General features: G+C 49.2%; 16 protein-coding genes. 8 read left to right on the top strand and 8 right to left on the bottom strand.

What is annotated here, in order from left to right:
* Positions 1-154: 154 nt before the first annotated feature.
* Entirely contained in the window at positions 155-493 is a 339-nt protein-coding gene (locus ACFS7Z_RS12165) for a LysM peptidoglycan-binding domain-containing protein (RefSeq protein WP_377484860.1), read from the top strand.
* Positions 494-563: 70 nt separating this feature from the next.
* Here ACFS7Z_RS12165 and ACFS7Z_RS12160 read toward each other — a convergent pair whose 3' ends face one another.
* The 4 genes from ACFS7Z_RS12160 to ACFS7Z_RS12145 form a co-directional block, all read right to left on the bottom strand.
* On the bottom strand, positions 564-1,220 hold the full coding sequence (locus ACFS7Z_RS12160) for a hypothetical protein (protein WP_377484858.1): 657 nt from the start codon (positions 1,218-1,220) through the stop codon (positions 564-566).
* A 3-nt stretch (positions 1,221-1,223) separates the two neighbouring features.
* Complete coding sequence (locus ACFS7Z_RS12155) at positions 1,224-1,622, bottom strand: hypothetical protein (protein ID WP_377484856.1); 399 nt, start codon at positions 1,620-1,622, stop codon at positions 1,224-1,226.
* Between the two features lie 109 nt (positions 1,623-1,731).
* Positions 1,732-2,988 (bottom strand): TonB family protein, encoded by a 1,257-nt coding sequence (locus tag ACFS7Z_RS12150; protein ID WP_377484854.1) that lies wholly within the window; start codon positions 2,986-2,988, stop codon positions 1,732-1,734.
* A 124-nt stretch (positions 2,989-3,112) separates the two neighbouring features.
* Positions 3,113-3,532: a nucleoside-diphosphate kinase gene (locus ACFS7Z_RS12145; RefSeq protein ID WP_377484852.1), complete on the bottom strand. Its 420-nt coding sequence runs from the start codon at positions 3,530-3,532 to the stop codon at positions 3,113-3,115.
* A 229-nt stretch (positions 3,533-3,761) separates the two neighbouring features.
* On the opposite strand from ACFS7Z_RS12145, the gene ACFS7Z_RS12140 reads away from it, so the two are divergent.
* From ACFS7Z_RS12140 to ACFS7Z_RS12130, 3 genes are read left to right on the top strand one after another with little or no spacing between them, the layout of a single operon-like run.
* Positions 3,762-4,784, top strand: a complete 1,023-nt coding sequence (locus tag ACFS7Z_RS12140) for a DHH family phosphoesterase (protein WP_377484850.1) — start codon at positions 3,762-3,764, stop codon at positions 4,782-4,784.
* Positions 4,785-4,806: 22 nt separating this feature from the next.
* On the top strand, positions 4,807-5,766 hold the full coding sequence (locus tag ACFS7Z_RS12135) for an FKBP-type peptidyl-prolyl cis-trans isomerase (protein ID WP_377484848.1): 960 nt from the start codon (positions 4,807-4,809) through the stop codon (positions 5,764-5,766).
* A gap of 23 nt (positions 5,767-5,789) precedes the next feature.
* Positions 5,790-6,320: an FKBP-type peptidyl-prolyl cis-trans isomerase gene (locus ACFS7Z_RS12130; RefSeq protein WP_377484846.1), complete on the top strand. Its 531-nt coding sequence runs from the start codon at positions 5,790-5,792 to the stop codon at positions 6,318-6,320.
* 79 nt (positions 6,321-6,399) lie between these two features.
* Here the strand turns inward: ACFS7Z_RS12130 and recO are convergent, their stop codons facing one another.
* From recO to ACFS7Z_RS12110, 4 genes are all read right to left on the bottom strand, one after another.
* The gene (gene recO, locus ACFS7Z_RS12125; protein WP_377484844.1) at positions 6,400-7,113 is read right to left on the bottom strand and encodes a DNA repair protein RecO; all 714 of its coding nucleotides are present in this window, start codon (positions 7,111-7,113) and stop codon (positions 6,400-6,402) included.
* Positions 7,114-7,196: 83 nt separating this feature from the next.
* The gene (gene porZ / locus ACFS7Z_RS12120; RefSeq protein WP_377484842.1) at positions 7,197-9,560 is read right to left on the bottom strand and encodes a type IX secretion system anionic LPS delivery protein PorZ; all 2,364 of its coding nucleotides are present in this window, start codon (positions 9,558-9,560) and stop codon (positions 7,197-7,199) included.
* Between the two features lie 56 nt (positions 9,561-9,616).
* Positions 9,617-10,210 carry a thymidine kinase gene (locus ACFS7Z_RS12115; protein WP_377484840.1) on the bottom strand — a complete coding sequence of 198 codons (594 nt, stop codon included), beginning with the start codon at positions 10,208-10,210 and terminating at the stop codon, positions 9,617-9,619.
* 172 nt (positions 10,211-10,382) lie between these two features.
* Positions 10,383-10,703 carry a 2Fe-2S iron-sulfur cluster-binding protein gene (locus ACFS7Z_RS12110; protein WP_377484838.1) on the bottom strand — a complete coding sequence of 107 codons (321 nt, stop codon included), beginning with the start codon at positions 10,701-10,703 and terminating at the stop codon, positions 10,383-10,385.
* Positions 10,704-10,736: 33 nt separating this feature from the next.
* On the opposite strand from ACFS7Z_RS12110, the gene ACFS7Z_RS12105 reads away from it, so the two are divergent.
* From ACFS7Z_RS12105 to ACFS7Z_RS12090, 4 genes are all read left to right on the top strand, one after another.
* Positions 10,737-11,849, top strand: a complete 1,113-nt coding sequence (locus ACFS7Z_RS12105; protein ID WP_377484836.1) for a hypothetical protein — start codon at positions 10,737-10,739, stop codon at positions 11,847-11,849.
* Between the two features lie 318 nt (positions 11,850-12,167).
* On the top strand, positions 12,168-12,560 hold the full coding sequence (locus ACFS7Z_RS12100; RefSeq protein ID WP_377484834.1) for a hypothetical protein: 393 nt from the start codon (positions 12,168-12,170) through the stop codon (positions 12,558-12,560).
* Between the two features lie 197 nt (positions 12,561-12,757).
* Positions 12,758-13,750 carry an AAA family ATPase gene (locus ACFS7Z_RS12095; RefSeq protein WP_377484832.1) on the top strand — a complete coding sequence of 331 codons (993 nt, stop codon included), beginning with the start codon at positions 12,758-12,760 and terminating at the stop codon, positions 13,748-13,750.
* A gap of 177 nt (positions 13,751-13,927) precedes the next feature.
* Positions 13,928-14,089 (top strand): hypothetical protein, encoded by a 162-nt coding sequence (locus ACFS7Z_RS12090; protein ID WP_377484830.1) that lies wholly within the window; start codon positions 13,928-13,930, stop codon positions 14,087-14,089.
* Positions 14,090-14,106: the final 17 nt, after the last annotated feature.

Raw genomic sequence — 14,106 nt, 5'->3', positions numbered from 1 at the left:
TGTGTATGCTTGATGCTTACGGTCTTCGTGATGTTGCCGTTGCAATCAGCGTAGCACAACTAACTCCCTTTGCAGGCGTATTTTATCTTAAGCGGCTTTCGCTAAGCGCCGTAGCCGCCCTCTAATTAAAGTTTGACTTAAAATTTTTACCGATATGGGATTAATGGATTTTTTTAAGAAGGGTGAAAAAGCGCCTGCAAAACCAGCAGCAAAGCCGGCAACAAACCCTAAAGGAACAGAAAAAGTGACCACAACACCGGGAAACCCGAATCATGCTTTTTATAATGAAAAAGACATGAACCAGATAAAGCCTGCCACTCCTACACAGGATATTTATACTGTACAAAGCGGGGATTCCCTTTCAAAAATTGCCAAGAAGCACTATGGCGATGCCAATACATGGAAGCGAATTTATGAAGCCAACAAAGACACAGTAGGCCCTAATCCGGACCTGATACGGCCGGGCCAGCGCCTTGTGATTCCGAGAGACTAGAGATTAATACGATACAAAACAGCCGGCTCCCGATTAAGGAGCCGGCTGTTTTGTTTTATGCTTACAGCACTCAGTACAGTGCGTAATTAACGCCTAGCGTCAATCCTAAATCTCTTTCCTTAAAAGCAGATTCTGAGGCAGTAATTCTGTTGCTCAGCGGCACTTGTACCTGCCCAACCAGCCTCACACGTGGACTTAGTGCCAGTTGTGCCTCCAGCGGCAGGCACACTCTCAGCTTTCGGTGGTAATTGTTATCATAATAATCATCTCCCCCTACACTGTTTCCCCCACGGTCTTGGAGTTCCTGCATCACCATAATGGCCACATAATTATATTTAGCACCTATACCCGCACCTATTGCCAGCTTGTCGCTATGCTTGTAAAAGAAGAGTGCGGTAGCGCCAATAGCCAGGTTCCCGTACCTGGTCTTAAGGTCCGCCAAAGGATTCCTGCTTTCATCTATTACCATTATTGCCCCGCCGCTTTGGCGCTCCAGCGCCTGGAACACGGTAAATTGAACAGCACCTTTCTCCGTCAGGTTTAGGCGGTACCAAGCCCCTACTTCCAATTGCAGGCCGGGGCCATACGAATTGTTGTCGCCAACGCTCCTATTGCTGCTAACTATAGTTTCATAAGCTCCTAGCCTGCCAGTAAGTCCAAATGAAGTATTTTGAGCAACACCGGCAAGTGGCAGCAGTAAAGCAAGTATAAAAAGCATCTTTTTCATCTTTTACCGCACTTTAACTAAACGATACCGGTCTACTTTATCACCCCGCTGTACTTCACAGATATATACTGCTTTTGGCATTCCGCTAAAGTTTACCTGCACCTGGCTCCTGTTGCCCTCTGGCAAGGCTATTTTCTTGGTATACTTCCCTTTTTCATCAGAGAAATAAATGGTAGCCACCTCTCCCGAAGCAGGAAAGGCCTCTACTGTTACATAATCCTGAAAAAAGGTAGGATAAACTGCCACATGTATCTCTGAAGTAGCATTACCAGTAACAGATGCCTGCAAAGAGTATGTCAGCTGTGCCAATCCGGAGAAGTCAGGTTCCGGCTCATGCTTCTGGCAGCCTCCACACAGCAGCAAAGCCGTTAGCAGCAGCGGTAAACAGAGGCTCTTTTTCATATATAGTAAATAGTAAAATTTGACCGTATATATACAAAGCCCTACCAAGTTTTACATATGGCGGGGTTTCGTAATGACAAGAATTTTTGTCTATAAATTCGTTTAAAAATTAATAGCCATGCCGGACAGTTGTTCGCATCTGTTGTGGCGGAGGCGACTGTATAGTAAATCGCACTGGCAGAGCATATGAAGCAGCAACAGGAGCATTGTTGGAAATGGCGGGTTGCCACTTTGGCATCAGCTTCACTACCCGTATAGCCTCCTCATCCAGCCCGTATCCAAGAGATTTGAGCATTTTGATATCACCAATTGAGCCATCGGGCATTACAGTAAAACTCACCACCACCATGCCCTGTACACCTGCCCGCTGTGCTGTTACAGGATATCGGATATTCCTCACCAGAAACATCAGCATATCCTGCTCTCCTCCCAGAAACACTGGCTTATTATCCGGTATTAGTTCCTGTGCCAGTTTCAGCGTATCAGAACCTGTTGCTGTGGAATAAACCACCTGGTAGCTTTTTACCTGTTGCTGTGCCTCATTCTTTTCATAAACTTCCTGCACATCAAACTTCAGCATATAAGCCAGCACAGGAAAGTTGGGTTTGAAGGCATCAGCATCTTTCGCCCACCTCTCCACCACTGCCAGGTAAGGAAAGTCCACTACCAGGTTAAACCTGTCTTCTGATGTATATGGTATTCTAGCACCAGCTTTACCTTGCTGTTGAATATATCCCCTCACCATCGCTCCATTCTTGTACAACTGCTCTATCACAGGCTTACCTGACTTCCCGTTTGCCAGCGAGGCATACTGCCATTTCCCGTGCCGCACACCGTTTATGTAAGCACCTTTTAATTGCATTTGGGTGCCTGGCTCTTCTCCCGGCAGCAGGGCAACATATGTGCCGGTGCCATCTATTACCGTTTGTGTTCCGGTTTCGTCCCAATAGTTCTGGAAGCTTATCTCTACCCCGTTGTGCACCACTTCCTGCAGTGGCTGACCGTTATCCCGCCAGAGTTTCCATCTCCCTACCTGTTCGTTATTTTTATAGCTCCCCTGGCCTTGCAACTGCCCGTTGGGGTAATAAAACAGCCAGTTACCCTGCTTTTGCCCGTTCATGTAGCTGCCTTTGCCTAAAACTTGGCCTGAGCTATAATAATCTGTTACTGTTTTATCGAAGGGCATCGTAAAAAGCTGACCTGCCGGAATAAGAGAATCAGGTACAGTAGCCAGGCGAGTGTAGGTGGCATTTTCTTTCTTTGTTACTTCCCACTCCTGATTGTAGTAGATAGTCACCTCCTGCTGGGCATGTGCGGATGCGAGTGCCAGTAAGAGCACCAGAGGCAATAGTAAAGTTTGTTTCATATTAGAGTTATTGCAGCTTTTCCTGGCTCAAATATAGTATATAATAAATATACTACACATAAAAACAAAAGCCGCACAACCAGAAAGGTTGTGCGGCTTTCCCACAATAAGTAATCTTCTAAACTTAGAAACGCTCGTCAGCAGAGAAGAAGAAGTCGCCTTCAATCTGCGCATTCTCATCAGAGTCAGAACCGTGTACGGCGTTTGCCTCAATAGACTTGGCGTATTTCTTACGGATAGTACCCTCCTCTGCCTGCGCCGGGTTGGTAGCACCAATTAGCTTGCGGAAGTCTTCCACCGCGTTGTCTTTCTCCAGGATCATTGCCACGATAGGGCCGGAAGACATATACTTTACCAGGTCGCCGTAGAACGGACGCTCCTTGTGTACTTCATAAAATTTACCGGCACGCTCCTCAGACAGCTTTGTCTTTTTCATTGCCACAATGCGGAAGCCGCCTTGCTCAATCATTTGGGTAATGCCGCCAATGTGGTTTTCAGCTACCGCATCAGGCTTGATCATAGTGAATGTCTTGTTTCCGGCCATGTCTTTTTAATCTATATAGGTTATACTTTAAGTTTCGGACTGCAAAAGTAGGGCATTTCAAATAAAAACAGCATACTTTCTATTATACTTTAGTTAACTCTTACATTGCCCCCAGGGTTATTCCACGGCGCCTGCTGCTGCCTTAAGCACCAATTAATTGCTTTAGAAGTATTTTATTCTCAAATTTGCGTCTTATATCCTTATTAATCAGAGGATTTAAACCTATAGTATGCACAATATCAACGCTCTGCAAGCGCTTCTGCAGGAGCCTAAAGAGGTGATGATCACCACTCACCACAAACCTGACGCGGACGCATTGGGTTCTTCGCTGGGTTTGGCGGGTTACCTTAAAAAGAAAGGCCACCGTGTTACGGTTATCACGCCTTCTGATTATCCTGACTTCCTGAACTGGATGGAGGGCAACGATGACGTGATCGTTTATTCTGACAAAAACGATGCCCTGGTGCAGCGTATCATTTCAGAGTCGCAGGTGATTTTCTGCCTTGACTTTAACACGCTTTCCCGGATCAACGAGATGGGTGAGTATATCCGGCAGGCCAAAGGCACGAAAGTGCTCATAGACCACCACCTGGAGCCGGAGAATTTCGCTGACTTGGACTACGCCAATACCAGTGCGGCGGCCACCGCCGAAATAGTGTATGACCTGATTAAGGCCATGGGCGACGCGGCTCTGATTGATACTGGCATTGGCGAGAGCCTCTATGCGGGTATCATGACGGACACGGGCTCTTTCCGCCACCCAAGCACCTCCAAAAATGTGCACCTCATTATTGCCGACCTTCTGCAGATAGGAGTGCAAACCTCCAATATTCACCGCCTTATTTACGACAGCTCCACGGAACTGCGCCTTCGGTTTTTGGGTTATGCTCTGAAAGATAAATTAGTGGTGCTGCAGGAGTACTGTACGGCTTATATTTCCATTACGGCGGAAGAACTGAAAGCCTACAACTCTAAAACTGGTGATACAGAGGGACTTGTAAACTACGCGCTTTCTATAGAAGGCATAGTATTTGCAGCGCTCATCATCGACCGGACGCAGGCAGTGAAAATGTCGTTCCGGTCGGTAGGGAACTTCTCTGCAAATGAGTTCGCAAGGGCACACTTTAACGGTGGAGGCCATAAAAATGCAGCAGGCGGCATTTCCATGGACACATTGGAAGCCACTGTACAAAAATTCGAAAGCCTGTTGCCGCAGTACAAAGACCAGCTGCAGCAAGCCGCAACCAAGTAAAAAATTATATCAACTTATATCAATGTTATCTAAAACTAAATTCTTACTGCCGGTACTAGCTGGCGCTCTCCTGTTGCAAGGCTGCAACAAAAGTGACGAGTTTTATACAACGGCCGATGGCCTGACTTATAAAATTTACGAAAAGACAGAGGATGGTGAATACGAAAATAAGGGCAAAGTTGCTCCTGAAGATTCAACCGGTGCCCGCATTGGACAGGTAGTGACCATGCAGATGTCTTACAAGAATGCAGCAGACTCTCTCCTTTTCGACTCCCGCACCCAGGAGCAGCCTGTTATGATTCCGGTAATGGAGCCAACGTTTAAGGGTAGCCTGGAGCAGGCCCTGATGATGATGTCTCCGGGTGACAGCGGCGTGTTTAAAGTAAGCGCTGACTCTCTCTTCGCAAAGACTTTTGCCCAGCCTATGCCTCCATTCATTAAGCCAGGATCACAATTGACTTTCTTCATCAAAGCAGAGAAGGTACAGTCGAGAGAAGAGGCTATGGCCGACCAGCAGAAGATGATGGAAAAGCAGATGCAGGAAGCGCAGGCACTTGCTGTAGAGCAAATCAAAGTTGACGACAAAAAGATTCAGGAGTACATTCAGCAAAACAACCTCCAGAACGTGCAGAAAACAGAATCGGGTGTTTACTATGTGGTAAATGAGCCAGGCAAAGGCCCTCAGGCCAGTGTAGGCGACCAGGTGTCGGTGCATTATAAGCTGTCTCACCTGGACGGCAAAGAGCTGGAGAGTTCGCGCAACAACCCAATGGCGAATGGCGAACCGTTTAAATTCACGCTTGGCCAGGGCCAGGTAATCAAAGGCTGGGATGAGGCTATTCAGAAGTTGCAGGAAGGCAGCGAGGCTACTTTGCTGATTCCTTCTACATTAGCTTATGGTGCGCAGGACCGCGGTCCGGACATGCCAGCCAACTCTATTCTGCGTTTCGACGTGGAACTGGTTGACGTACAGAAGCAGTAATAGCAACCATTAGCATTATTCTTATGCAGAACATTATGTCATTTCTTGGTAACAGAAGCCGCCTGCTACAGGCGCTTCTGTTATTTTTAACGATAGCAGCTATTGTTTCCTGCTCTAAGGATGAACAACCACTCTACTTCGACCCGGTAGCACAGCGTGAAGCAGATGACAAGAAGATTCAGGAGTACCTGAAAGCTAACAACGTAGATATGTCTGCTGTGACCGTCACTAACTCTGGCTTATACTACCAAACGGTGGAGCCGGGCACAGGTCCCAAGGTAGAGTCTGGAGACAACGTAGAAGTGCATTATACTGGCACATTGCTGAATGGCACCAAGTTCGACTCAAGCGTAGACAGAGGGGATACTTTTGAGTTCATGGTTGGGGCAGGAAGAGTAATCAAAGGATGGGATGAGGGCCTGAAGCTGATGAAGGTGGGGGAAAAGGCCCGCCTGTACATTCCTTCGCACTTAGGGTATGGCCGCTATCCGCAAGGGAACATACCCCCAAATTCAGTACTTATTTTTGATATTGAAGTAATCGGGGTTAATTAGAACGTACTAAAGCTTTCAAAACCGGGGCAATGCAACTGTACATGCCCCGGCTTTTTTATGTCCTGCCGGCGCCAAGCCACTACTCAGACAGTACTTCCGACAGTACGGCCAGTGATTTTATTTCGCCCAGCCGGTCTACATGCAGCTGGTAATAGCGAATCAGGATGTCCAGCAGTTCGCGCCGGACACGGCCATTCGGGACTACTCCTGGCTTTGCCTCCCCTAGTAACAGGTTAAACAAATGTTCATGCGCCTGCAGTGCCAGCACCGTAGGTGCCGAGGTGGCAGACTGCGCATTGCTAGAAAACGCTACCTGCTCCACAATTTCTGCTCCGGAACCCGGCCCGAAGCCTAAGTGATAACTGAGCTGCAGCAGGAATAGGAGGTGAAAGTTCTCAAAGCCCTGCTCCTGCTCATCAAAAAAGATGATGGCGTTGTAGAGGAAATGAAACAGCACCGGATTCTCCTCCTCCTCTTTTATAGTACGCGATACCATCTCTGAGAGAAACAACAGGATGCTGCTCTTCCGGATATCAAATGGAACAGAAGAAAAGGGATGAGCACTTTTAAACTCAGATATGCGGGTAAGGCCTCCTTTCGCAGAAGTATAGACCACCATCTCCAGTAACGTGAATGGCTGGAACAAAGCAATACGGGAACCCGGGCCTTTCTTACGCACCCCGTTCACAACATACGACTGCACCCCCAGCGCCTCTGTATATACTCTGGCAATGATGGAAGTCTCGCGGTACTTGATATGGTTCAGTACGATGCCCCGTGTTTTTACTAGCATATCAGTTGAACAAAGGTATGAGGATACAAGACACTAGACTTTAGTATATGCGCCTGAAAAAAATACAGCACCCATCTCTGCTCCTACTCCAGTACGGCTATTTTACTGATACAGGTTTGCTTCCCGTCCTCACTAGCGCTCATCACTAAGTATACACCTGCTTTCACTCGCCTGCCGTTGTAATCGCGGGCATCCCAGGTGAGAGTGCCTCCCAGGGACTTTGTCTTGTAAACCAATGTTCCGGAGATGTCTGTGATGCGGACGCTGGCGTTGTTTGGCAGGCCGGAAACACCCACTAGCCCCGTATAGTCACGGCGCACGGGGTTTGGGAATACAGTGGCGCATTCCGGTTCGCCTTCTGTGACGGTGGCGCCCGCTCTGTAGGAGGCAACGCCCGCCTCGGTAGCCACAAACACTTCCCCTGTCTGATGCTCCACCGCCACCGACAGCACTTTGTCTGAAGGCAGCGGGCTGTTCTTAGTGGTGAAGTGATGTATGACCGCGTCACCGTCAGGGCTGAATAGCCAGAGGCCGTTGTCGGTTGCCATCCATTTGCGGTTGGCTCCATCTACGGCAATAGACCGCACTACCTGCCCACTTAAAAGAGGCCTTTTATCAATAACCGGAATATGGGCATCGTAGGGCTGCGTTTCAAATACAAAGCCTGGGTTATAAAAGACCCCTACTCCGCTGGCTGTACCTACCCAGATGTCACCGTTCAGGTCCTTCGCTATACTATACACTGCTCCGTCGGGTAAGCCGCCCTTCCCCTCTCCGGTTCTTAGCTGGCGTGCCCTGTTCTGTACTTCATCAAACACCACAAGGCCGCTGCTGGTGTTTCCCCGGCGTACAATAGAGAGCCATTTCTGCCCGTCATCATCTACTTCAATAAGCTCCAGGTTACTTCCATCCGCTATGCTCGGAATCTTATAGGCTTCCCAGGTAGCGTCTGGCTGTAGCACATGCAGGCCCGGCATGTCAGGAAGCTGGTGCCGGTTCACCACCCACACATTGCCAGCTGCATCTACACCTGTGTCTGTGATAAAAATGGTATTGGTAGCATCATCAGGTGAGGAGCTGATTAAGGTGCTGTTGCCGGAGTCGTAGCGTTTTGCCTTGCCCGGCCCCTCCCATTCCAGCAAGCCATTGCCGTAGCTCCCGAAGTACATCTTATCTGTTACAGGGTTATAGGTGGCAGCCACCAGGTCACGAGCCGGAATGTACTGTTGCGGGTTTGGGTAGAGAAACTGGTTATAGCTTTCCCACTCGCCGTTTTCATACACAGAAAAGCCGTCTTGGAGACCAGCTTCCTCATAACTTTCGTTGTAGCCGCCACTGAGTACATAGGCTTTGCCGCCGTGCGTGTATACCCGGAAGCTGTTGCCTGAGTAGGGCCCAGTGGGTGCGAAAGCAGCGGCAGTGTTACCAGCGATGCTTAACCGCACGAGCCCGTTTGTGCTGTCGGCTACCCATACTGAGCCCTCAGCAACAACAGCTTGCTGTGGCTGCTCCAGAAGCTCATGTGCGAGAAAAGAGACATTGTTTTGCTGGTCGAGCAGGTATACGCCTGTTGCTGTTGCCACTGTGAGGTAGTCTTTAGATGCAGACACACAGTTAATTTCTGCACCAGGAGCAATTTCAGTTAAATGCCATTTTCCGCCGCTTAATATGTAAACTCCGCTGGTAGCTGTGGCGGCATAGAGCCTGTTGTTGAAAGCTGCCAGGTGAGTAGCGGCATCAGGAGTGGGTAAACCATTGCTGATGCCGGACCAGTTATGAAAATCCTGAAGATTTGTTCCCGAACGAGCTGCAAGCAGGCCAAGGTTTGTAGCCAGGTAAATGCTGTCGCGATGTATAGCAGAAGAACGTACGCTTACGGTCTCTCCACCCGGGCCAAGGTTGCTGTAGGTATCTCTTACTTCCCGCTTCTGCAGGTCCAGCACCACCACGCCAAAGGAGCCTGAGAGGTAGGCCAGCTTATTATGAACAAAGATGTGGTGGAGCTTTTTTTCTCCGGCAATGGACTTTCGGAAAATGTCGCTGATGTTGTAGATGATGTTGTCCCGCAGCAGGTCGACCTGCGTGTTGGCATAGGCTATCACCAGCGTTTTGGTAGTTGCATCATAGCCAATGGTGCTGATCTGCTGCTCCCGGAGGCCATCTACCTTTGTTATGGTCTCTATGGTATTGAATTCTTTGTCGAAGTAGAAAAGGCCTCTTTCGGCAGCTACATACACTCTGTCCCCGGCATCGGCCACCGCTTTGGCCTGTTGATACGAAACGTGAACCTCCCAGCCTCCCAATGCCACACGGCTCTGCCCATACCCTTCTGTGCCACACAGCAGCAGCCCCAGCACTGTTACACAGCACAGCCAGCCCAAGCGCACATATCTGTATTTAATGCTGTTATGGCTCATGGTATACAAACGGCTTATCTGGTTCTGCATTGCTCATGTTGCTGTGCTGAAGCAACTTCACCGCCTGCAGGCTCTGAAAAGGAACATTAACTCCTGTTCTTCATCCCTTTTATAAAGCAGTGGCGGCAACGGGCTTCATAAGAATCTGTTTCGCCCAACAGCACCTGCTGCTCGGAGGGCACGCTTCGGTAAGAGTAAGTGGCAATGTCGCCGCACTGCACACACACGGCATGCACCTTGGTTACATATTCCGCCACCGCCATCAAGGCAGGCATAGGCCCGAACGGTTTGCCCTGATAATCCATGTCAAGCCCGGCAGCAATCACGCGTACGCCACTGTTGGCCAGCTTCACACAAACCTCGGCCAGCCCCTCATCAAAGAACTGCGCCTCGTCTACGCCAACCACATCACAGCTACCGCCCAGCAGCAGCATGTCCTGCGCAAAGTCTATGGGTGTGGAGCGAATGGAAACGGCATTGTGCGATACCACATCCTCCTCGTGGTAGCGTTTGTCTACTCTGGGTTTGAAAATCTCGATTTTCTGCTTCGCTATCTTTGCCCGATTTAGCCGTCTGATCAGCTCTTCTGTCTTCCCTGAAAACATTGAGCCGCAGATTACTTCAATCCAGCCTCTCCTTGTTGCGTGGTTGTCGTTGCCTACGCGTGGTTCAATAAACATTGTATGGTGATGTGGTAACTATAATGTGGTGATGGTATATAATGTGCTGATTTTTAAATGTGCCAATGTGCTAATCACTCACCAAGGTGCGGCTACTAAATGGCAACATAGTTGAATGGCTTAATGACTAAATTGCTGCTCCCCTTCTCTAACTTCCTAACTCCCCAACTTTCTAACTATATACCAGGTGTGGCAATTTGGTTTGCTCAGGCACTTTTCCGGTGGCGTCGCCCTTTTCTAATGTACTCTGGCAGGTCAGTCGTTCGTTCTCCTGCAGGCGTCCCTTGTTGCGGTAGCGAATCTCCGCCTCCGTCAGTGGCCCGAAATGCTCCAGCCCCTGCAGCACAATAATGCGGCAGGTGGTGCAGCGGCCTTTGCCCCCGCAGGCATGCATCCAGTCGTTGCCCTGGGCATGAAGGGCTTTCAGCAGCGTTTGCCCCGGCGCAACTTTTACTTCAAGCTGCCCGAGGTTTTGCACCGTCAACTTCGGCATAATTTTATAACTTTACGGAAGAAAGCATACCCCATGGAAGACAAATATAATCAATTACACATAGAGCGTTACAGCAAACAGCTGGCAAATCTGCTTTGCGACCGCCACTTTGCCACCTACGACACCTTGAATGGTCCTCAGCTTCTTTCCTTTACACCCATAAAGCAGGTTAACTTGTTTGTGATAAAAGAACTGCTGCTGAAGTGGCACCAGGAAATGGCCAACCTGCGCAGCCCCTACTTCGATTATGAGCACGAAGACGTGAAAGAGGCGCTTCTGAACTTTATGAATGTGCTCTCCCGCAAAATCCTGATGAAACGCAACGCCTTTGAGCCTCTGCTGCAAAAGGCCATTTATGACACGTTTCTTGTAGTACTGGCCCCGGTGACAACATTCGAGGAAAAGTTCCTGCGCATACAGGAGGAGATAGCGCTGCCTAAGCTGCAGGAGAACCTGAAATACATCGACATCGACAAGCCGCTTTTTGCCGGTTTTGTAGAAACCCTCTCCTCCAGCAGCCGCGACAGGGAGTATATTCTGAGCCGCTTTAAGCTGTACGTGAACGCGAACCAGGGCAAGCGCACTCCGCTGAGCGAACTAGTGCAGAAATTCAGCAGTCTGCTGCCTATAACAGAGCAGGAAGTGACTGGCCAGCCAGCACCAGTTGTAGCTGCTACTCCGGTTCCAATGCCTACACCGCCTGCTCCGGTGCGTGAACGGGAAATCGTGTCGCCTATCCATACGGCACAGCGCGAGGCATCAGCACCTGCAGCACCGGCAACACGCTCTGCCTACCGCCCACAAGAAGATGAGGATACAGAGGAGGCACCAAAGAATGCACGCCCGACCCTGAACGACAACTTCCGGAAGGCTCCCTCTGCCTCTCTGGCCGATTCGCACAGCAACCAGAAGATTGAGTCGCTGAAGAACTCTATCTCTATCAACCAGCGCTTCAGCTTTATTAATGAGCTCTTTAACGGCGACAACATGACCTACTACCACACCATCAAAGCACTGGACGAGTACAACAACCCGGAGGAAGCGAAGCGCTATGTAGCCCACGACTTGGCCGGCAAGTATGACTGGAGCAAAAAGCAGGAGCATGTAAACAAGCTGCTGCGCCTGATAGAGAGAAAGTTTTCCTGATCCTTCGCAAAAAGTATAAAATAGAGAGGCCGTTGCAACAGCAACGGCCTCTCTATTTTGATGGCCCGCCTGACACGATGTTTCTGCCCTTAAACAGGATGGAATCATCCGCTCCCTTAAAAAAGCAAAACCGGCTCAAAAGAGAACCGTAGGCTGTTGCAAAAGAGAAGGCTAAACATTAATTATGCAGCTGCTATGCCTTCTGCCTGCGCCGGAGCATGGAATACCTAAACAGTTTTTCCTGAAAAAGCAGTGCAAGCTGACACAAAGAAGAATTTAACCCGTACCCTAACTAAAAACAGAACCTTATTATCAGCCATGAAAGAAGATTTTGACTACGATGACGATTTCGCCAGCAACGATTTTGATGACGAAGAAGAGGATGATGACTTCGGAATGACCTTTGAGGAGGACTTGTACCTGATGATACGGGAAAAACTCCGCGATACCATTCAGCAGTTTAAAGGCAAGTACCCGGCTGCCATGAAAAAGCTGGAGAGCGCTGTCAGCTCTTTTAAGGTAAATGCGAAGAACACAGACGACGCTAAGTTTTACCCGCTGGCTGCCAAGATGCTGAGTGAGCACATCAAGCCATTGGCGCAGGAGTACGAAGAGGTGCAGGAAATATACGATAATATGCAGGCAGACATCACCCGCTTCAAAAACCAGCGCGCGCACGGTTTTGAGGGGGATTTATACCTATCGGAGTAGTTGCCTGAGAAACCATACAAAAAGCCCACCCTGCAGCTGCAGGGTGGGCTTTTTGTATGGGCTACCGAATGGTTCCTGCCTTCGGCCCGTGCAACCACCTAACAGGTGCTGCACGGGCCGAAGGCTTTTGTTAGCACAATATCTTCTCATTAATCTCGTATTATTACTATATTTATGCGTTTTACAGACGATTATACATGCCAGTAGAAGAACTGATATACCCGGACAGAGTGAAGGCACACCAGCAAAAAATAAAGCAGGTTTTTCATGAGGTGAGTAAAGTGGTGGTTGGCCAGACTTACATGGTGAACCGCCTCCTGATTGGCTTGTTTACCGGCGGGCACATTTTGCTGGAGGGGGTGCCTGGTCTGGCAAAAACATTAACCATCAACTCCCTTTCCAAGGCACTTCACCTTGATTTCCAGCGAATCCAGTTCACGCCCGACCTGTTGCCTTCTGATCTGATCGGGACCATGATCTATAATCAGAACGCCTCTGCTTTTGAGGTAAAGAAGGGGCCGATATTCGCTAACCTCATTCTGGCCGATGAGGTAAACCGCTCCCCAGCCAAGGTACAGTCGGCCTTGCTGGAGGCAATGCAGGAGAAGCAGGTAACTATTGGCGAATCAACTTATATGCTCGACCTGCCTTTCCTGGTGCTGGCCACGCAAAACCCTGTAGAGCACGAAGGTACTTACCCCCTGCCCGAGGCACAGGTAGACCGCTTTATGATGAAGGTCTACATCGATTACCCGAAGAAAGAAGACGAGCTGGAGATCATGCGCCGGATGGCCAACATGAGTTATTCAGACACGGTGTCTAAAGTGCTGTCGAAGGAGGATATCTTTTCTATCCGGAATGAGATGAACCAGGTACAGATATCAGAAACGCTGGAGAAGTATATCATCGAACTGGTGTTCGCCACGCGCCGCCCTGCCGACTACGACCTGAACGAATTTGCACCCTACATCCAGTTTGGCGTTTCGCCACGAGCCAGTATAGCCCTGAACCGTGCGGCAAAGGCAGTTGCCTACTTTGATGAGCGGGATTATGTGCTGCCGGAAGACATAAAGGAAGTAGCGCATGATGTGATGAACCACCGCATTATACTCAACTACGAGGCAGAGGCAGACGGCATTAAAACAAAAGATTTTATAGAGGCTATTCTGCGGAAAGTACCCATCAGCTAAAACAAGAGAACCGGCCCTGGCCGGTTCTCTTGTTTTAGCTGATGCTGTGACTTCTCACACACTTTCATATTTCTCTCCAACACTCTTCTGGCACCTGCGTACCTCTTATTCTGCTGTACCACATTGTACCAGCAACAGGTACGGGAGGCATTGTGTTGTTTAACTTAATTACAGGATATGCTAAGGGGTTTATTTAAAATGTACATGCTGCGCAAGCTAATGGGTGGCATGGGCGGAGGGCGCGGCGGCGGAAGAGGCCGGGGCGGATGTGCCGGTATAGGATGCGTTGGTATAATCATTATAATAGTTCTTGCTTACTTTCTTTTCGGCGCTTTTTGAGAAAGTCCAGGCGATAT

It is taken from the genome of Pontibacter toksunensis (assembly GCF_042686245.1).
Lineage (GTDB): Bacteria > Bacteroidota > Bacteroidia > Cytophagales > Hymenobacteraceae > Pontibacter > Pontibacter toksunensis.
This window is presented reverse-complemented; position numbering and strand designations above follow the sequence as displayed.